Raw genomic sequence first — 20,835 nt, forward strand, 5'->3', positions numbered from 1 at the left:
GTGTTTGAGTTAAAAGAATATAATCATTATTGAAATTCGTTATGATTTATTCATGCCAGTTTGTTGGTTATATTACCAAAATAATAAACGCGGTTTGTTATTTTTACTTATTTTTAATTATTACTGACAGTGGTCTATAGCAACTACCCTAATATATTCATTGCCATTATGGCGGTTAAATCTTGTCAAAAAATTTTAGGTAATGATGCATTTGAGTATCTATTTGATGCAATTTGACTGTGCTAGTTTAACAGACTGGTAAATTGTTAATAGCACTTTTTCAACGCTTTGATAAAATAACGCTCTTAATGATTATTGCGATCCAATAGGAACCTCACCAATGAGCGTACAGATAGAAAAGATCATACTGCATAAATTAATTAGAAAAAGTGATACAGAAATCGAACTGCAACTTCGTGATTCAATGCTAAGTAATGAGCAGGCGGTTGTTAATCTAATTGAAGATATCAACCGTATTTATAACAACAAAAGCAAAGCTTATGGGCTATTTAATAGCGACAGCTTGTTTGAGCAATCGCTAAAAGAGTTACGTCTTGGTAATCAAGACTTTTTACATTTTAGTCAGGAATCAACCAAACAACTGCGTAATGAACTGGCTAAATATCCTTTTGCTGAAGGGGGCACGGTCGTATTTTGTCAGTATCGCTATTTAGCGGTTGAATACCTGATTATTGCGGTATTAAACAGCTGTTTAAGTATGCTAGTTAATGAAGACTTAGATATTAGCGAAACGCAATACCTAGATATCGCTCATGCTGACATTATTGCTCGAGTTGACATTACCGAGTGGGAAACCGAAGCTGACTCAAAACGGTACTTAACTTTTTTAAAAGGACGAGTAGGGCGAAAAGTATCTGACTTTTTTATGGACTATTTAGGTGCAAGTGAGGGATTAGATGCAAAAGCGCAAAATAAAACGCTGGTCAAAGCGGTTGATGATTACTGTCAAGAAATGCAATTTGACAAACAAGACAAAACCAGCGCGCGCGAAAACGTTTATAACTACTGTCAAGCCCAATTACAAGCAGGCGAAGAAATTGAACTGAAAAATTTGGCCAACGAACTACCAGCCAGTGTTGACAATAACTTTATTGAATTTATTAAAAATAGTGAATATGATTTAGAAGAAACCTTTCCCGTTGATCGCAGTGCACTGCGTCAGCTTAAAAAATTCTCAGGTAGTGGTGGGGGATTAACATTAAGCTTCGATTCGAATTTATTAGGGGAGCGCATTAAGTGGGATCCGCAAACTGACTCTCTAGTGATTAAAGGGGTTCCACCTAATTTACGTGATCAGCTACAACGCAATAGCGGTTCCAACTAATTATCAACCAACAACGTTATTAGGACACAACATGAAATACATTGGTGCACATGTAAGTGCAGCAGGTGGGGTAGACAATGCCCCAATTAACGCCTATCAAATTGGCGCAACCGCATTTGCGCTATTTACCAAAAATCAACGACAATGGCACGCCAAACCGCTTGAGCCCACAATCATCGACAGCTTCAAAAAACGTTGCGAAAGGTATGGCTTTACTAGCAAACAGATCTTACCGCACGATAGTTACTTAATTAATTTAGGCCATCCAGATCGAGAACAGCTCGAAAAATCTCGCACTGCCTTTTTAGACGAAATGCAACGGTGCGAACAGCTAGGACTGACATTACTTAATTTTCACCCAGGTAGTGACTTAAAACAGATTTCGGTTGATGAATGTTTATCGCGCATTGCCGAATCGATTAATATCACGCTTGATAAAACACAAAATGTGGTTGCTGTTATTGAAAATACTGCGGGGCAAGGATCTAACTTAGGCTATAAATTTGAACATTTAGCGCAAATTATTGATCAAGTTGAAGACAAAAAACGAGTGGGGGTTTGTATTGATACTTGCCATGCTTTTGCCGCAGGTTATGATCTCCGTACTGAAAAAGCTTGCCAAGAAACCTTTGCCGAATTTGAAAAAATTGTTGGTTTCAAATATTTGCGAGCTATGCATTTAAATGATGCCAAAAGTGAATTTGCCAGCCATGTTGATCGCCATCATAGCTTAGGCAAAGGTAATATTGGTGAAGAGGCATTTAAATATATCATGCAAGATCCAAGAATTGATGAAATTCCGCTTATATTAGAAACCATTGATCCGGATATTTGGGCACAAGAAATTGCTTGGTTAAAGGAGCAAGTGAACTTATGATAAAAAAAGTATTCTACTTTTTTTGTATTTTTACTTTAGCTATGCCTAGTTTTTATAATTATGCAAAAAACCTTGAAAACAACACTTTGATAGAGTTTGATGGTAGTGGTTATCGGAAGGATATTCGAGTATATTCACTAGCACCTATTGATTATATTAAAGATGATCCTAACTTTATGTTTGTTTCATTATCTGATGATATTAAGTTATATGATGAAGAAAATAAGGAAAGTGTTTTTTTGATTCCAGAAGGCAAAAGAAAAAATTATAAAAAGAAAGAATATTTATTAACTGATTCGTATCGAGCTAAGTTCTTTTCTGAAGTGGGGATATCTGAAGACGATACTGTTTTTATTTATGATTATGATCAAAATTATTTAAAATCATTTCCTATTAATAGCTTAAAAGTTTTAGCTATTGTTAATCCTTATAAAGACGCAGATGATGGTCCTTTCCATTTATCTGATTATATGTTTGGTTTTAAATTAGATTCAAAAGGATTGAAAGATTATTCATATAGCAATCTTGTTTATATTGGTAAAGAAAATCCTTTTGTTCAAAAGCCCTTAACGCCTTTATTTTGGAACAAAATTGATGAAAAGGATTCTCCTGTTCTTGATGAAAATGATGACATTACCTCTTTAGCATTTGATGGCGACTTGAAAGATTTAAAAAAAGTGGATAGTTATTTGGCTCAAGCAAATAGTTTTCGTTTTTTTATAAAAAATTATACAATAAAAAATGAAAGTGCACTTTTCCATAGTGGTGAAATCATCGCAAGACATTTAATTATATTAGACTCTGACTCCAATATAATAACGAATGTGATTGACGGTATAATGGAAGGCGACATGTTTTACCCGTTAAATAACTTAAATAGCAAAGATGAGCCTATATATCAATGGACAGGTAAAATTTTAAAGAATGAACCACCTGTTGTATTTGGTTTTAAATCATCATCGTTTGCTTGTACTCCTGTTTTTCAATTTATGCACCCATTGCACGACTATTTTGTCCCAAGGTGTGATGCTCGGCACTGATATCCGATAAATTATTTTTATCTGAAAAACCGTAAAATCTCGTTCTTGAGAGGAAGAAGATATTAGAAGAAGATGTTAATAGAGTAAATTTTATGTAGGATTCTTTTTAAAAAGATTATCTATTTTTAGTATAGCTACAATAAGTATATAAATAACAAATTAGTTAAAATAAGGAATAGCGATTTGAATCAATCAGTATTGCCATTAACAGAGCTTAATAGTCCACCTTATTACCCAATTGAAGAAAGCCCTTTACCAGCTAGTTTCAGGCAGACTATGCAACAAAATTATGCGCAGCAATTAGTCATGTTAGCCGCAAAAGCAAAAAACGAAGCTGATGATAATGCGATTTGGAGCAGAAATTATCATTATGCTCATGAACGTAATGCAAAATTAAAAGCATGGACATCAGATACTCTTGATGATGTTTTTGCTTATTTAAATGGCGCTGAAAAAGAAGCCAGTTTAGATCTAAACAATAATAATCAATTTATTTGCCAAAACAATCTACTATTACTTACGTTGTACCGAGAATGTCTCCAAAAATTACCAGAATGCCATGTACAGCATTTATTACGGGCATATTATATTGAAACAAATATGCAAATTACCCATAATTTAGATTTACTTTTTGAAAAAGAGGAATAACTCCAGTAAGCAGATTTGCGACAATTTACTGACTTATTAGCCAGAATAATACCAAGCGAGCAAAAGGCAAAGCGATATATCGCAGATATTTTTAACGAAATTTTCTTTACCTTTTTAATTTGCTGAAGGTTATGCGGATTATATAGCCGTTGCGAACGCTTTAGACAGATTGAATCCAGAATGGATGGAGAAAGAACTATGAATAAAATAAATCAATTATCATCACAACAACTAATTACCGCCATATTTGAACCTGTAAAGCAATTGAATAAAGCCATGCCAGAACGTATTACTCAATATATTTTATATGGTGAAGACCCAAATGTGTTGGTTGATTTAAATCAGTTAAGCCAATCTTCAAACTCGACGAAAAATCTTTATGAATTACTTAGAAGACCTTGTGATTTGTATATCATTAGCCTTGATGACAAAGCGAATTCATCGGAAGATGCAAGAATAGCTTTTTACCAACGTTGGACTGATGAGTATTCTAATGAACAGATAACCCGTTTTGCCCGAGTTTTAGCCTCAGTTTGTAGCAATTTACACTTTATTAAACTCATTACTTCACAGGTACCATCTTGGTTTTTATATCTGCTATATGATGGTTTGATTACCACAATGACAGATTGTATTAACGAGGATCAACGACAAAATTGGTCAATTAAACAATTACAGCAATTGCTTGATGCTCAAGAGCCAGAATCAAGCCAGAAGTTACTAATGGCTATTTTTGATCGTCAAAATATTTCAATTAACTATCAGAGTTATTTCAGAAATTTCTTTATAATTAATGATTTATTACCTTATATTATTGAGCATATCGAGATTTTCAAACAATTACCCGAGCAAGGTATGGCGGTATTAGGGCAAGTTGAGCAATTAAAATATATCCAACAACATCCTGAGCTCCACACAATGATGATTGACTTTATTACTGTACAGTCATTAAATAGCTCAAAACAAGTTAGCCAGCTAGCAACGGAAATGCTACTTAGCTCTCCACGCGAAATAGTACAACCACATTTACAACGGTTATTAACCTCAGGTACCGTTAAACAACGTAGCAGTGCTGCGACATTGCAAGCTAGAATGTCATCTGATCCGACAATTTTACAACAAGCCTTAGCTAGCGAAACAAATAAAACCGTTATTACGACAATTGAAAGTGCACTGTCTCGGCTTGAAAGTGCCAATGCCGTTGAACAACAAGCAACGTTGGTCATTGCTGATTTCGAGCCAATACAAAATATTGATTTACCAATCAATGCTCGAGATATTTTGCAACAAAATTATGAAGAATATTTGATAGAATGTGAAAAAGCAGCGCAAAAAGAGGCTGAATATAATAAAAAATATTTAACAAATTGGACGACAGAAGCAGAAACATATAAAGCCTTAAAAGCGGTCACATCGAAAGATTTGGATGATATATATCACTATTTAAATGGTAAAATTGAACTTTCGGCATTATTTAAAAAAATAGATAATAGCTTCAGTACGTCATTTGTATTGGCTAAAAATAGGCTACAAAATTTACCTGAATGTACACTTTTTCATTTTTTGCGTGCGGCTAGATTGGCTGATAAGTATTCTGGCATTTATTATTTTCAACAATTATATGAAAAAAACGAATTTTTAAAAGACTTTGATCTTAGGCAGATAGCCTATGTATTAGCAAAACTTGATGATCCTGAACGTTCTCTCTATGCTATTGCTTTGCCATTTTTAACCACAGACACTTATCATGAGATCTATGAAAATGAGCCAAACAAATTATGGCCATTTTTTGCCGAACATGAATTTTTGCTTGATGAGGCGTTGGGATTTGCCCCAGCCAACGAAATCTGGTCGTATATCAATATAGATAAAGCGAGCGCTATAAAAATATTACAAACTTTTCCAACTTTGCCTGCTAAGTATGTTTCTTATCTATGTGAATTAGCCTTGGAAGAAAGCAAACAAATACGCTATACAGCGCAAGATGCTTTAAGTGTAATACCAAATATTCACAACCAAGTGGAGCAGGCGTTATCATCGGCTAAACAAGAAGTACGTATTGCGGCAGCTAATTGGCTTGCACAGTTAGGGCAAAAATCTTCGATTAAAGCGTTAAATGAGGCTTTACAAAAAGAAAAGCGTGAAACCGTACAAGCGTCATTATTAATTGCGCTTGAAAAAATTGGTGAAGATATTAGCCAGCAATTAACCACTAAAAAACTATTAGCTGATGCACAAAAAGGCTTAAAGGGTAAAAAACCTACTGATTTTGATTGGTTTGATGTAACGCTAATACCATCATTAACTTGGCAAAATGGAGAAGATGTCGAACCGCAAATTGTGCAATGGTGGGTATGGTTAGCTGTCAAGTTGAAAGAACCCGCTAACCCATTATTAGGCATTTATAGCCGTTTATTAAGTTTGTCAAGCCAACAACTATTAGGCGAATTTATTTTACAAAGTTTTATCAAACAAGATACTCGTAGACCAACAGTGGAAGAGGCTGAGACACAAGCCAATTTATTGGCGGATAAGCGCTTACAACAATGTATCAAGTGGTATCAACAATATCCTCAATATTACCCAAGTTATGCCAATATCACTTTTGAACAAGTATTTGAAAATATAAAAAATGAAACACTTGCCGTCTATCTTGGATCGGCCATTAAAGCAAAAGGTCTATTAGCATTAACTCGTGGTATTGAAGGTCGTGTTGCGGTTTCACTAGTACGTAACTATATGAAAGATCATCAACAACGACGAGCACAAATTGAGGCCATGCTTGAACCACTTGCAAATAGTGATGATCCACTTATTACGCAACTCCTCTTATCGCTTGCACGCCGTTATCGTACCGCATCGATACAAGAAAAAGCACGATTATTGGTGGAAAATATTGCGAAGCGTAATGGTTGGACGACCGATGAACTCGCTGATCGCACCATTTCTACCGCAGGGTTAGATGATAATGGGGTGTTAACGCTCGATTATGGCGAACGAATTTTTACGGCGAGTTTCGATGATAAATTTAAATGGCATTTAAAAAATTCAGATGGTGATGAAATTAAAGCGTTACCTGAAGCACGTAAAAGTGAAGATGTAACGTTAGTGAAAGAAGCTAAAAAACAGTTTACTAACAGTAAAAAAGAGCTAACGCAATTACTCAATATGCAAATGACCCGTTTTTATGAAGCCATGTGCGCACAGCGCCATTGGCGAGTTGAGGATTGGCAAAAATACTTGCAACCACATCCAATTGTGGGAAGGCTTATTCAACGTTTAATTTGGCTTGAATTAGATGACAAAGGGCAAATTGTAAATAGCTTCAGGCCAACCGAAGATGGTAGCTTAATTACTACAGACGATGATGAAATTTCATTAAATCAAGTAAATAAAATCGCTGTTGCACATTCGGCATTGCTATCAAGTGATAACATAAAAGCATGGCAACATCATCTTAAAGACTACAAAGTCACGCAACTATTTGAGCAGTTTACACACTCATTACCCGATGTGAGTAAAGTTGAAAATAATATTATCAATGAATGCTTTGGCTGGTTAACTGATAGCTTTACCCTACGTGGCATTTTAACAAAATTGGGCTATAAACGTGATGCTGTTGAAGACGCAGGTTGTTTTTATGGCTACTATAAATATTTTGTTGGCCTTAATCTGTATATCAATATTGAATTTAGCGGCAGTATGGTACCTGAAGAAAATGTTCCTGTGGCACTTTTTAACCTGTATTTTAGTAAAAAACCCGGTTTAAAACACCGAGCAATTGAACTTAAGCAAGTGCCACCCGTCTTGCTTGCAGAAGGCTATGCTGATTATATGGCTGTTGCTAAGGCCAGCAGTGGTTTTGATCCAAAATGGGAGCAGAAGCTATTATGGTAAAAAACGCACAAGCTATTCGTTTAAGTGCTGAACAACGTTATGCTGATGAGCTAAATACGCTACTTGAATTAGATAATGCAAACAATAAACCTCAAGGTTGGAACTTATCACCCAAATTAGTACGGCAATTTATTTTAGGTAATAAAGAGCTAGGCATTAGTCGTAAATTTTTTGGTGATGATCCACTGGTCGATCGGGCAATTGTTTCTTTACTTGGTAAACAAGGTTTGATGTTAGTCGGTAAGCCGGGAACCGCTAAATCGATGTTGTCTGAATTGCTAGCGGCAGCGATTAGTGGTGATTCAAATCTTACTATTCAAGGTACGGCTGGTACCAGTGAAGATCATATCCGATATGCTTGGAATTACGCTTTACTATTAGCTGAAGGACCAACAGAGCGCGCATTAATCGGCTCGCCTATTTACCATGGTATGCAACAAGGTAAAATTGTTCGTTTTGAAGAGATCACGCGTTGCCCACCCGAAATTCAAGATGTACTGGTATCATTAATGTCTGAAAAGCAAATGATGATCCCTGAAATGGGGCAAAGTGTAAAAATGAGTGCTAAGCCTGGATTTAATCTTATCGCTACGGCAAACTTGCACGATCGTGGTGTGCACGAAATGTCGGCTGCATTAAAACGTCGCTTTAATTTTGAAACGGTTAATCCTATTACAGATAAAAATTTCGAAATAGAATTAATTCAAACACAACTTAATCAGGAATTAGGCGAATTAAAATCACAAGTCATTGTCCCTATTGATGTCATTGAACTGCTAGTGACCACATTTCAAGAGCTAAGACAAGGGCAAACGCAAAATGGCACTCACCTTAAAGTGCCTGATGCCGTGATGTCAACGGCTGAAGCTGTGAATATTGTGTATGCTTCAGCATTAGATGCTTATTATTTTGGTGATGGCACACTAAATGGGGGGCAGATTGCCAAACAACTGATAGGTGTTGTTTTAAAAGATAATGCTGACGATATCAAACGAATTCAATTTTATATGGATAATGTGGTGCGTGAACGGGCTAAACATTCATCGCAATGGCACTCGTTTTATCAGGTATCTAAACATTTTTGGAAATAATTAATCAATAATGATAATGAGCCGATCACAATTACCACAACGCCTACAACATGCTTTAATAGGTAAAGAAGCCTTGCAACAACAGCAGATCTATTTTGCGCCTGTGCGTCATCATAGTCCTGCTTGTAGCTATGCTGTTAGGCAACTGATTAACCAAATTAAACCTACCCATGTTTTAATTGAAGCGCCTGCGAGCTTTTCATCCATACTCGATGAATTATTACATCACGAAACTGAGCCACCTATAGCCATACTTTGTCAAGCTGATATCCAAATAGCAAAATACCTAAATAATGAAGAACAGGCGATAGGTAACGAGCAAGATAACGAAAAAGATAACGATAATGAATTGCTATCAGCAACGGAATTGATTACGCGCACCGCATTTTACCCATTTTGTAGTTATTCACCTGAATGGCAAGCAATGCAATTGGCAAAAAAATACCATGCCAATATTCAATTTATTGATCTACCTTGGGCTGAGCAAGCTGTTCAAGAAATGATGCCAAAGCATGATGCATCATTGTTATGTGAAACCTATTTGAAACACAGTGAATATATTACGCAATTAGCTAGAAAATTACACTGTCGTGATCATGATGAAGTTTGGGAACATTTGTTTGAATTACGTGATTTTGCTGATATTGCTAACTGGCGCACTTTTTTTGAAGATACTTTCATTTGGTGTGCCATGGCAAGGTTAGAATATACTGCTTCATCGCTTGAATTAGAAGGCTCTAGCCAACGAGAACAGCATATGATAACGGCAATTAGGCAATTAAAACAGTCCATGCCAGAGGCAAAAATTGTTGTTGTCACAGGGGGATTTCACACTTTAGCGCTGTATGAGGGATTGGCGAACGCAAAACTCATTGTACCCAACAAAGCAAAAATTAATAAAGTAAATCAACAGCGCGAGGCGAAACAATGGCAAAATAAAAATGATGGTGATCGAACTTGGCTTATTCGTTATAGTTTTGAGCGCCTTGATGCATTAAACGGCTATTTTGCCGGTATGCCTTCTCCTGCTTATTATCAAGAAGTGTGGCAGTCAATGCTAACTTATGAACAAAATTATGAACAAAATCAATCACAAACCACACAAGATCACCGACAAGCACAAGCCTTGCAATTTTTATCAAATATTGTGCAGCAATTACGAAAACAGCAAAGTGTTGATAATGGCGCCAATAATGAAATTGGCTTAGTACCCTTAAAATCTGCGATTGAACAAACCTATTTATTAGCCGAGTTACGAGGGCATTGTGGTCCAGGACGATATGATTTACTTGATGGTATACAGTCAGCCTTTATCAAGGGTAGCATTCATGATGTGCGTGGAGAATTTTGGCAAATAATTCATCGTACTTTATCGGGCGACCAATTTGGCAAAATCCCAAGTAACATTGCTTCACCGCCGTTAGTCAATGAGGTTTACGCAATGCTCAAAAAGTATCGTTTTAAATTAGACGATACATTACCTAAAATTGCACATATTGATATTTACCGTAAACCTGAACATCGGCAACGGAGCCGTTTTTTACATCTGCTGGCTTTTTTAGATGTTGGCTTTGCCCAGCGTCTTGATGGTCCCAATTACCAGTATGGAACACGGTTAACCATCATGTTTGAAGATTGGCAATACCAATGGACACCAATGGTTGAAGCCAAGTTAATTGAACTATCACAACAAGGCACTCGGTTAGAACATATCGCTTTACAAAAACTACATCTATTGATGAAGTCATTAGCCGAAGATGGCATAACCCAACCTTGCCAACTTGTTGTTCAAATTATGCTAAAAGCGGCTTTAATGGGATTTCCATCCTATTTTACAACGTTATTGACAAAGCTATCAAAATACTTAGATACGGATAATACGTTGTCATCATTAGTTGATTGTGGGCATCGATTACTTTATTTGTGGCAGGGGCGTGATTTTTTAGCGCTTAATGATAGTGCCACTTTGTTAGCTTTATTAGCTAAAGTACCAAGGCAAGCTTTTTTCTTACTAGATACATTAAAGCAATCAGATGAGCAACAACAGCAAGAAAATTTCAATACATTATTATCACTTAGAGATCTACTCAATAATTTACCTGAGCAACTTAACTCGAAAAAGCTTAAGCAGGATTTTTATTTTAATTTACAACGTTTACAGCCTTTATTAACCCAAGCGCCACTAATTCGTGGTGCCATTGATAGTCTCTGCTACCTAGATTCGCAAATTAGCCAATCAGAACTTGATGAAAAAATAAAAATTGCTTTTGATTTAGGTGCTCAATATGAACAGGTAAGTAGTTATTTAACTGGCTTGATTCAATGTTTACCAGAATTACTTATTCAATCGTCGCAATTGTTAATGAGCCTTGATGAATTGTTGGCACAATGGGAGCAAGAAAAATTTATACAAATACTGCCTGATTTACGATATGCCTTCGCAAAGCTGACGCCGAAACAAAATGCGACAATTGCTGAAAAAATTGCTAAAAAATATCATATTAAAAAGCAGAGCATGGACTTTGAACAATATAAATTTAGTGATGACGACTTACAAAAAACACTCGCTTTAGAATTTGCTATTTGCCAGTATATTAACCAACAACAACTCCAAGATTGGTTTAAACGGTAAGGTATAAACATGAATAATAATAAACCAATAATCGACACGCAAATCGTTAATCATATTAAACGATGGCGGTTGATTTTAGGTAAATATGCTGATCATCACCTTAATCAAATAGCATTCGATAAAAATGATCTTAGGTTAGAACAATCACTGGATTTCCTTTATCGGCATGAATACCGTCAACGAGGGTTAAACGTGGATGAACAAGATCACACAAAGCACAAAGGGAAGGGCGGTAGCAATCATCATTCTGTGTTTAACACCATTAATTGGTTAAATAAAACGCGAAAACTATTTCCTAAAAGCACTTTTGAACGAATGCAACAGCAGGCAATAGAACGTTATCAATTACACGAGTTCTTAAACGATCCTAGCGTTATTAATGCGTTAGAACCCAATATGAATTCGCTGCATTTATTAATGAATTTTCGGGGGCAATTAAAAAAAGAGGTTTATTTGGCAGTAAAAGAATTGATTCAAAGGGTTGTTGATCAGATCTTACAAAAAATTAAACCCAATTTTATTAATGCGATAAGCGGTAAAAAACATCGATTTCGACCTTCCCAAATACGTTGTAGCCAAAACTTCGATTGGCGAGCTACAATGAAAGCCAACTTAAAACATTTTGATCAAAACAACCAGCGACTGATGATTGAAAATGTCATTTTCAACTCGCGAATGAATAGGCATTTACCTTGGGATATTATTTTATGTGTTGATCAAAGTGCATCAATGAATAACTCAATTATCTATTCTGCGGTTTGTGCAAGTATTTTGGCGAAATTACCTACAATTAATTTGCACTTGTTTGTTTTTGACACGCAAATTGTTGATCTTACTCATTTAGCTCACGATCCTGTTGAAGTGCTTATGAGCGTTCAGTTAGGTGGCGGAACAAACATTGCAAAAGTGCTTAATTATGCTGAACAAAAAGTCAAAACCCCGCATCGAACTATTATGGTATTGGTTAGTGATTTTTGCGAAGGGGGATCACTCATTGAACTTTATACCACCGTGTCAAGGATGAATAGTAACCGCATTAAAATGTTAGGATTAGCCGCATTAGACGACAATGCCGAGCCGGTTTATGATTTGCAAATCTCACAGCAATTAGCTAATCGAGGTATGCAAATTGCTGCATTAACGCCTGAACATTTTGCTACTTGGTTAGCGGAGGTTATGTAATGAGTTGGCAGCAAATTTATTTAAATTATGATCAAGACGCTTTAGCGCTTTATGCTAACATTGGTTTAATTCGCCGCGCTCGTAAAGATATTGAGGCAAATAAAATTGAATTTATTCAGCAAGAAAATAATAATATTTTGCAATTCAATGCTGATGGACAACAAGTTTGTTTGCCTGCACAAGGGATTCAAGCCGCTAGTTGCAGTTGCCCAGCGCATGGGCATTGTAAGCATATCATATCGGCTGTTTTATGGTTGCAAGCGCATAATTCGGAGCATGGTTTAGCGAATGGTTCAGCAAATAGTTTAGCAAATAACTCAGCAAATAACTCAGTACCAGAAGAAACTCCCTCTCATTGCACTAAACGAGATGATAGAAGCCCAATAAAACCATTAACGCCATTAGATGATTTGAATAAAGTTAATAATCAGGCTAAACAAGATCAGATTAAGCCAATCACGCCTTTAACTAACGTGTTAACTGAATTATTATCATTAGATGCCAGCAAGCTTTTAAAAAAAGCAGGTAAAGCGAACACACTGACGGCTTATGAACTTGTATGCAATTGGCAAAAAAATAATTTACTGACAATTCAATACCAACAATCGCAACAATCGCAACTACGTATTACGGTACCTGAAAGTTCTGAACCTATTATTTATATAGCAGGAACAGGTTTTGATGGGATGATCTCAGCACTTCCCATAAAACAAAAAATGGCCGTGCATTTAGCCATTATTGCTTATCTTTTTGAACAAAATAATCAAGCATGGCAATGGCCAGTAGCCGTAGATCAGATAAAAAATGAGACTCAACTACTTTCACTTGAAGAAATTACCCTCATAAAACAGATTCAAACATATATTTATAAGCTTATTTATCAAGGCTTATCTCATATTAGTCATAATCAACTATCGCATTTACAATTATTCAATATATCAGCCAAAACACAAAATTTACCGCGGTTGGCGGCAATGCTTAGGCAACTATGTCAATTGGTTGAGTTACTGGCTAACCGCCATTTTACCGTTGAAGAACAAGATATTTTACTGTTTTTGGGGCAGATAAAAGCTTATACCGAAATGCTATTACATAATCAAGGTGAACCGCTTAGCAAATTGCGAGGTAAGATAACGCGCCAATATAAAACAACAGAGCAAGCACTTGACTTATTACCATTAGGGGGACGTTGGTGGCAAAGTAGAACAGGAGCCGTTGGTGCGACATTTTACTTTTGGGATATAAAACAACAACAATACCAAGAAACGACATTAGCCAGATCTGATAAAAATAATATCAATTTTAACCGTGTAACAATTTGGAACAGTATGTCGATATGGCAAACATCCCCTGATAGGTTAATGCAAAAAGCCATAACACTTCATCGCCCTCGTATATCCCAAAATGGCGAGTTAGCCAGTAGTGGTTCGACCGCTACGTTACAACAAAACGGGTGGAATGATGAAAATTATCTTAAATTTAAAGCAACTACAGGCTTCCAAAATTGGTCAGTATTAAATGGTTATTTGCAAAATAGCCATTTGCATGACGTTCTTTTTAATGAGGTAGTATTTGTTCATATACAAAATAACGATAAACCGTATTTTGATGAAATTAGGCAAAGTTTAGTTTGGTGCGTAAAAGATGCCGAGAAAAACCAGTTATTTTTACGGCTGTTTTGGGATGAATATAGAAAATCACGCATTGAGGTTTTACGCAGTTTTCTAGAAACACAAAATCAGCCTTTAACCATATTAGTGAAAGTCGTAAAAAACGAGAGTTTTTTAGATTTAGAACCTTTCGCTTTACTTTATAAAGCACAAAAAACAAATGAAATAAAAACCTTAAATTTTGATTTTGAAGATTCTTGGTGCCGAAGAAAAACCGCAGTGGTCGAACACATGTTTCTCTCAAATACTTATACAATGCGAAAAATGCAGTTAAGCGAAAATAATTACACTAAAGATTCGCTTTCAACTTTTATTATTCAGCCACTATTAACAATACTTGAAAGTGTGGCTTGTTCGGGACGACTTGAATTATTCATCGATCAAAAACAGCAATTGAAAGCGATTCAACATGATTGTGATACTTTAGGATTAAACTCATTAAGTTTAGTGTTAAACAAAATCCTTAGCAATCAACTCATCTCGATAACGCATCTATTACAAGCGGTTTATTTATGTTATCTATTAAAAAAAATGCATTATCAATTACCTATACAACTTATTAAGCCGAATTGTTAGCTTAAAACTTGTTCAGAAAAGATATTGATTTTATTTAAGTTTTTTGTTGCGCAATTGCTTTCTCATCCTAAATCATTTTAAAGTCGTTGAAATGGTTTTTATTGATGCCAAAATGAATCGCCAATGCATTAATCGTAAAAATGATTAAACTCTATAAAAAGTAAAAGTGGTGATTCAATCTGATAAATTAATCAATCGTTTTTTAGCAAGTAAAGAAATAATGAAAAACGTTATAAGAAAATTCACCTTGCCTTAGTGTAACCTTGCTTTAGTATAACTTAGCTTTTTAGGCTACCAGCCAGAGCGATTAACTCTGGCAGAATATCTAAAATTAACACCAATTGTTGCATAACTAACAAATCATTATTGGCTAGATTATCATTGAACGAGAGCGTTTCAATATAATCTGTGGTCGATTTTTTTATTAATTGATATTTTTCATCCAGTTTTTTATCTGTTAACAGATTGATAATATACACTGATAGATCGTCAAACAGTTCAAGTGTGTGGGGCGAAATCCCTTTATCTCGGTGTGCGCCTAAGGTAGAAAGATAACTAATCAATGTGTGATTAAGGGTTAATAAACGAAATCCTTGATCAATAACAGTTGGGTTCATATGAGGCTCTTTTGTCATCAAACTAATTAAAGACGATAAATCGGCATTGCTATCATGAGCGGCTCGCCTTGCTAATCGATATTGCGGATCGTTGGTTTTTCCTGATAAGTACTGGCTACCAATTAGCGCTAAATAATGGCTGTCATCATGACAAACTCGATCAATCAATTTTGGTAAGTTTCTAAATTTCCAATCAGGCCAAATAAAACTGACGGCAAACCACGCAATAAAACACCCTATTAAGGTGGCAATAATGCGTGAAATAGCCACCGAAATGCTACTTTCACCAATCAGGCTAAAGCTAAAAAATACTAACAATGTAATAAAGGCGGTGGCGTAAGCATATTGTGAATTTTTAAATAAAAAGAATAACCAACCAGTAATGATAATTAACACTAACTGCTCTTCAACGCTAGGAAATAAATAAGTAAGAGGAATGCCAATAATAATACCTAATAGAGTGCCGATTACACGTAATTTTAATCGGTGTTTTGTCGTTGAGTAGTTAGGTTGGCAAACAAATAGGCTGGTTAAAATAATCCAATAACCATGAGTAAGCTGGAAAAAGGAAAGTACCATATAACCAACAAATAGGACAAGGCTCATACGAATTGCGTGGCGAAATAATGCTGATTTAATCGTCAAATTACGTTTGATTTTGCTAAAAATATCATGAAAGCTCGTTAACTCTTCGTCAACTAGCTGATTATCTTCTTGTTCTTTTGATAGATGTTGTTCAGTATCAATATTGGCTAATAATAGATCAATAGATAGCAAGTTTTGATATAAGCTTTGCAAAGATTTAACCAATAATGCATTGTTTTTATCACGAATTTGATATTGTTTGATAGCTTCTTCAAGGTACGAAAAGTAATGCACAAACAGGGGATCGTGCTGATAAGTTTGATTTAGCTTAATTGACACAGCTAACTTAGTGCAAGCTTTGCCTTGCAAATTTAAAATACGTGCAAACCGAAACAAAATATCGCTATGCTTAAAATGCTGGCTTAAGATTTGATAATTGCTATGTGACGAGCTAGCCCGCTCATGAATATCTTGTGCGACAAAATAATAGTTAAGCATCTTTTTGACAGAAGATTGCCCTCTGTAACTCTTTAGTCGATTAAACAGTGTGCTTTTGGTTTGATTAAAAGCATTAATCAACTGATTATTGCTATCGGCCAGTTGTTGTGTTTGTTTGATAAAATGATTGGTTTCATCGGGATCAAACATTGCCGCTTTATCATCAAGATATTGCGCCAACTTTAAAAAACAGTAAGATAAACCTTGTTGTGTTGTCCGAATTGGTTGAATTATTGATTCTATAAACGAAACAATACTATACCAAAGTGTTCCTAACAATAAAAAACAGGGTAATGTATAGTTGTCTGTATATAAATTATGCCCAAGCATGGTATAGGCAGCAATCAAAAGTGACCCAAAAGCAATAACACCATAACGTTGCCCAAGCGAACCAAGCATAATAAAAATAAAAGTCGAAGATACTAAACCAATAATAAACAACACAGGATAATTAAATAGCAACTCGACCGAAAAGGTCGCAATAGCAAAACAGATCAACGTAAGAATTAAATTAATACAGCGACTTAATAAACGCGTATCGATCTCAGTCAAACCCGCTGCCACCACACCAAGCGTAAGGGGAATAACTAGCGAAGTATACCCAAAATACCACGGAACCAAAGTCGAACCTGTTAAACTAATTAACATTCGAAGACTAAAAAGAAGATTACTGCTGTAAAAGACTTTACGTAAAGTCAAAATGAATGCGTGCACGGTGTATACGGTTTAGTGTGAGTTGAAACGATGGTAGCTAGCATACTATATTGTCGGGATTTGTGGAAGAGTAGGCAAAAATTGTCATCCTTTATAAGGTAAAAATAAAAAATTAAATAAAATCAATTGCTTTTCTGACTGGTTTTTCATCAAAAAAATTCGTCCATTTTTACCATTACTAAGCGGCTGTTGTTTTTTTTTGACGCAATAATATGCTAAGAATCAATCATATCTAAAAGTCGCAATAAAAACTTTCATTTAAAATAGTGGAGCTAAAACGCTTTAACCTAGTTATTTTAAAAGTCACTCCATCAATTAAAAAATTTACAAAAAACTGACAAAAAAACGTGCTAAATATTTTTGAAAAGTAACAATTTCAATTATTGAAAAACAATCTCATCAAGTAAGTGGTAAACCAGAAAAATAAAAAAAGGTTTGTGTGGTAAGTGAAATGTGATGCTGTATTATTTTGGGCTTCAATGCTGGTAGCCCTATGCCTTGATTGCTACCGCCTTTTTCTAAATCGTCAATTCAGTTAAGAATTTGTGGTCGATATTTTGCTGGTATGTTTACTCCCTTTTATATTTTTTGGAAAAAACGCCAAGAAAAAATTCAATAAAATCAATGGTTTTTCTGAATGATTTTTTAGGCTGACAAAGGTTTATTTTAAGGTTTGTGGGGTTTTAGGTGTTTTAAGTTTTGTCAGTAAAGTGTGTTATTAGTGAAAACCTCTGAAGCGTTAATCTCTTAAACGTATCCCATAAAATCGAATAGAATAATGCGATTTCCCACAAAGCCAATTCTTAAAAGTCGTTACGCCATTCATTATTAATAATTAAACAAAAAACAAACAAAAAATTAACAAAAAGGTAGCAAAAAAAATTTTAGTGGTTATAATTTCGCGGTTTAAAAACTAAACTAGACAGTGATATTACACGCAGAAAAAAATTAAAATAAAACAAAAATCACGAGATGGGTTAAATGTAATGCAGTATTATTTTAGACTCTGGATGTCCTATATCTTAACTTTTTTAGCTAGCTTCAAAAATTACTTTTATACACGCAACTTAATTAAATTCGCAAAACTGTCTTTTTCGTTAAAGCAAAAATTGCTATCGCCACGCTTCTTGTTGCCGTTGTTGCTACTATGTTCATTGGATGGGCAAGCATTATCTGCGCAAAGCACAAAAGTAATACAGGGCAGTGCGCCGTATTTTACGTATGATGGTGGGCAAACGAAGATCTCAACCACCGAGGAATTATTAAGTATTAAGCTATCAGACGGTCAAATTATCACGCCACAAAAAAATCCGTCAAGCCCAACAAATCCCATTGAGTTACCGCAACTGGGTGATAGTTTTAGTGATATTACTATGCTCGTTCCAGTGGACGTGAATTCAATAGCGCTAAATGCATTACTCGGCCCGCCATATCATTATTGGGGGGATGATGATGGCGACGGTCAAGACGCTAATGGGGCTAGCGCAACAGGGACTTTAACGGTTGATATCACCGATAAAGATGATAATGCCGTGAATCGTAATACGGTATTAAATATATGTGATGCACCTTATAAAGTAGTATTAACAAGCAGTGACGGTAGCTTAAGTACACGTTATGGCATGCCCAATAATAGTACATTTGATAGTGGTAGTGCTGTTTACTATATCAAACCAAAGGGATCAATCCGCTGTCATTATGATGATATCAAATACGTAAGACCGAATTTATTGAATAGAAATTCGACACCAAAAGGCGCATTAGGCATTTTTGAGACTGTTGGTCATTCTTATCAGTTTGATCTTTTTGGTAGCCTGCACACCGACAATGATAGAGGCGGATTTTTAGTTCAATCAACTAAGTTGGCTACCTATGAACAAAATTTTCCGACAACAGGCGCTAATGGGCTGTATTTTTATTTAGATATGGATGATGATGTAAATCCAAGCGAATTAAGTTGGCCTTCGGTAAGTCAGGGGGGGATAACCGCTAGCATGACAGTAGAGCCGCCAAAACCATCAGCAGGTAACGGTTATTACTTTGAGCGTTTAGGCGGGGTAAAGGTCACCCTTACAGGTCCTACGGTAACGGCAGCTCAAAGACAATCTAGCAATCCAGGGACAATAGCTAAGCCAACTTTACCGCAACTATTTGTACTAAAGGGTTATGATAAAAGTAATAATGTGGTAATTAAATATGGATTTGTGTTGAAGCAGTGGTTTGTTCATCGTGGTACAAAAGGGACTTCCTATTCTGACTCATTAGCATGGTGTAATAGTTTGGGTTATCGTCAGCCAAAACTTAAGGATATAACCAATGCGAAGTGCGGTATTATTAATTCCCGTTTCCCTTGTGTAAATGGCATCGATGGAGCAGTGCCAACATCAAACGCTTGGGGGCGTCAGCGTAATATAGGTGCAAGTTTTAGTTCTGAGTGGGGGGATGTGAGTTCTTATACTGATTCTAGTTTTTTCAACGACAATTACGATTGGCATTGGACTAGTGACATTTTCAATGCAAGCAGCCATTTTGTGGTAAGCCCAGCGGAAGCTACTGTTGATTCCCGCGGGAATGGCGACAATTGGTATACCTTGTGCACTTATCCCTAGCGTTGGGCATTGATAAAAATTCTAAGTTTGCAAAAAGCAATATCAAATTCGATTAAGCAAAGTCAGTAAAGCGCCAAACGTTCTGTAGTCAGGTGGCGCTTTAGTTAATTACCCCCCCAGTTAAGCGCTTTTGTAGTAGCAAGAAAAGGGATTGTTAATCAAATGACTAACTGTCATATTATGGCTAAAAAATAACGTTAAAAACCTCACATAAAAACTTAAAAATCAAGAATAAAAAAATTAATAAAATCAATAGGTTTTCTGACTGATTTTTGATGATAAAACGTATTAATCTTTTGTTAGCTTAAAAATTCTTTTGCTATTTTTTACTAATGAGAAGTAAGTCTTAAAATGATACGATTAATCATAAGCAGATGCTATTTATTGCCCCTTGTTTGTTTTAAAAATATGCATTAAACAATGGGGATTTAAGATAGCAGTGGGAACAATATCCATTGTACGTTAAAATAGTCAGTATTATTACGAAAAATGATAAAGGAAATCGTATGACCACTGAAATGACAACGCTCGATAAAATCAAAAAACAAATTGCCGATAATCCAATTATTCTCTATATGAAAGGTTCGCCAAAATTACCAAGTTGTGGCTTTTCGGCACAGGCGGTGCAGGTTTTATCACAATGTGGAGAACCATTTGCCTATGTTGATATTTTGCAAAATCCAGATATTCGTGCCGAATTACCTAAATTTGCTAATTGGCCAACGTTCCCACAATTATGGGTTGAAGGCGAATTAGTGGGAGGGTGCGATATCTTACTAGAAATGTTTCAAGCTGGCGAGTTGCAAACACTTATTCAACAAACTGCCGAAAAACATAAACCTTAATTTTTAAAT

12 protein-coding genes are annotated in these 20,835 nt (G+C 35.6%); 11 read left to right on the plus strand and 1 reads right to left on the minus strand.

From position 1 onward, the window contains the following. The first annotated feature begins 340 nt into the window (after nucleotides 1-340). The 9 genes from yejK to A9G41_RS04420 all read left to right on the plus strand — a co-directional run bounded on the left by yejK (nucleotide 341) and on the right by A9G41_RS04420 (nucleotide 14,958). Nucleotides 341-1,345, plus strand: coding sequence for a nucleoid-associated protein YejK (yejK, locus tag A9G41_RS04380; RefSeq protein ID WP_065582748.1), 1,005 nt, complete (start codon nucleotides 341-343; stop codon nucleotides 1,343-1,345). 31 nt (nucleotides 1,346-1,376) lie between these two features. Then, the gene (nfo, locus tag A9G41_RS04385) at nucleotides 1,377-2,222 is read left to right on the plus strand and encodes a deoxyribonuclease IV (protein WP_075539372.1); all 846 of its coding nucleotides are present in this window, start codon (nucleotides 1,377-1,379) and stop codon (nucleotides 2,220-2,222) included. After that, nucleotides 2,219-3,262, plus strand: coding sequence for a hypothetical protein (locus A9G41_RS04390; RefSeq protein ID WP_075539373.1), 1,044 nt, complete (start codon nucleotides 2,219-2,221; stop codon nucleotides 3,260-3,262). The genes nfo and A9G41_RS04390 overlap by 4 nt, the downstream gene beginning before the upstream one ends. Before the next feature lie 183 nt (nucleotides 3,263-3,445). Further along, nucleotides 3,446-3,910: a hypothetical protein gene (locus A9G41_RS04395; RefSeq protein ID WP_065582751.1), complete on the plus strand. Its 465-nt coding sequence runs from the start codon at nucleotides 3,446-3,448 to the stop codon at nucleotides 3,908-3,910. Between the two features lie 198 nt (nucleotides 3,911-4,108). After that, on the plus strand, nucleotides 4,109-7,807 hold the full coding sequence (locus tag A9G41_RS04400) for a DUF4132 domain-containing protein (protein ID WP_179854678.1): 3,699 nt from the start codon (nucleotides 4,109-4,111) through the stop codon (nucleotides 7,805-7,807). Next, complete coding sequence (locus tag A9G41_RS04405) at nucleotides 7,783-8,898, plus strand: ATP-binding protein (protein ID WP_141675235.1); 1,116 nt, start codon at nucleotides 7,783-7,785, stop codon at nucleotides 8,896-8,898. Before A9G41_RS04400 ends, A9G41_RS04405 begins: the two co-directional genes overlap by 25 nt. Nucleotides 8,899-8,914: 16 nt before the next feature. Beyond that, a complete protein-coding gene (locus A9G41_RS04410) occupies nucleotides 8,915-11,530 on the plus strand; it encodes a DUF5682 family protein (protein WP_082259616.1) in 2,616 nt (871 codons plus the stop codon). Between the two features lie 9 nt (nucleotides 11,531-11,539). Next, a complete protein-coding gene (locus A9G41_RS04415; protein WP_075539376.1) occupies nucleotides 11,540-12,712 on the plus strand; it encodes a VWA domain-containing protein in 1,173 nt (390 codons plus the stop codon). Beyond that, a complete protein-coding gene (locus A9G41_RS04420) occupies nucleotides 12,712-14,958 on the plus strand; it encodes a hypothetical protein (protein ID WP_075539377.1) in 2,247 nt (748 codons plus the stop codon). Before A9G41_RS04415 ends, A9G41_RS04420 begins: the two co-directional genes overlap by 1 nt. Nucleotides 14,959-15,236: 278 nt before the next feature. Here the strand turns inward: A9G41_RS04420 and yccS are convergent, their stop codons facing one another. Next, on the minus strand, nucleotides 15,237-17,372 hold the full coding sequence (gene yccS, locus A9G41_RS04425; protein ID WP_075539378.1) for a YccS family putative transporter: 2,136 nt from the start codon (nucleotides 17,370-17,372) through the stop codon (nucleotides 15,237-15,239). 1,010 nt (nucleotides 17,373-18,382) lie between these two features. On the opposite strand from yccS, the gene A9G41_RS04430 reads away from it, so the two are divergent. After that, nucleotides 18,383-19,981, plus strand: a complete 1,599-nt coding sequence (locus tag A9G41_RS04430) for a hypothetical protein (protein ID WP_075539379.1) — start codon at nucleotides 18,383-18,385, stop codon at nucleotides 19,979-19,981. Nucleotides 19,982-20,499: 518 nt separating this feature from the next. Continuing rightward, entirely contained in the window at nucleotides 20,500-20,826 is a 327-nt protein-coding gene (locus tag A9G41_RS04435) for a Grx4 family monothiol glutaredoxin (RefSeq protein ID WP_065580276.1), read from the plus strand. Nucleotides 20,827-20,835 lie beyond the last annotated feature (9 nt).

The organism is Gilliamella sp. Nev5-1 (assembly GCF_001690895.1).
Lineage (GTDB): Bacteria > Pseudomonadota > Gammaproteobacteria > Enterobacterales > Orbaceae > Gilliamella > Gilliamella apicola_C.

Bases quoted from the DNA above. Each gene is read 5' to 3' on its own strand.
- A9G41_RS04415 (WP_075539376.1), top strand. From the start codon at position 11,540: ATGAATAATAATAAACCAATAATCGACACGCAAATCGTTAATCATATT.
- A9G41_RS04410 (WP_082259616.1), top strand. From the start codon at position 8,915: ATGAGCCGATCACAATTACCACAACGCCTACAACATGCTTTAATAGGT.
- A9G41_RS04400 (WP_179854678.1), top strand. From the start codon at position 4,109: ATGAATAAAATAAATCAATTATCATCACAACAACTAATTACCGCCATA.
- A9G41_RS04390 (WP_075539373.1), top strand. From the start codon at position 2,219: ATGATAAAAAAAGTATTCTACTTTTTTTGTATTTTTACTTTAGCTATG.
- A9G41_RS04405 (WP_141675235.1), top strand. From the start codon at position 7,783: ATGGGAGCAGAAGCTATTATGGTAAAAAACGCACAAGCTATTCGTTTA.
- A9G41_RS04435 (WP_065580276.1), top strand. From the start codon at position 20,500: ATGACAACGCTCGATAAAATCAAAAAACAAATTGCCGATAATCCAATT.
- A9G41_RS04420 (WP_075539377.1), top strand. From the start codon at position 12,712: ATGAGTTGGCAGCAAATTTATTTAAATTATGATCAAGACGCTTTAGCG.
- nfo (WP_075539372.1), top strand. From the start codon at position 1,377: ATGAAATACATTGGTGCACATGTAAGTGCAGCAGGTGGGGTAGACAAT.
- A9G41_RS04430 (WP_075539379.1), top strand. From the start codon at position 18,383: ATGTCCTATATCTTAACTTTTTTAGCTAGCTTCAAAAATTACTTTTAT.
- yejK (WP_065582748.1), top strand. From the start codon at position 341: ATGAGCGTACAGATAGAAAAGATCATACTGCATAAATTAATTAGAAAA.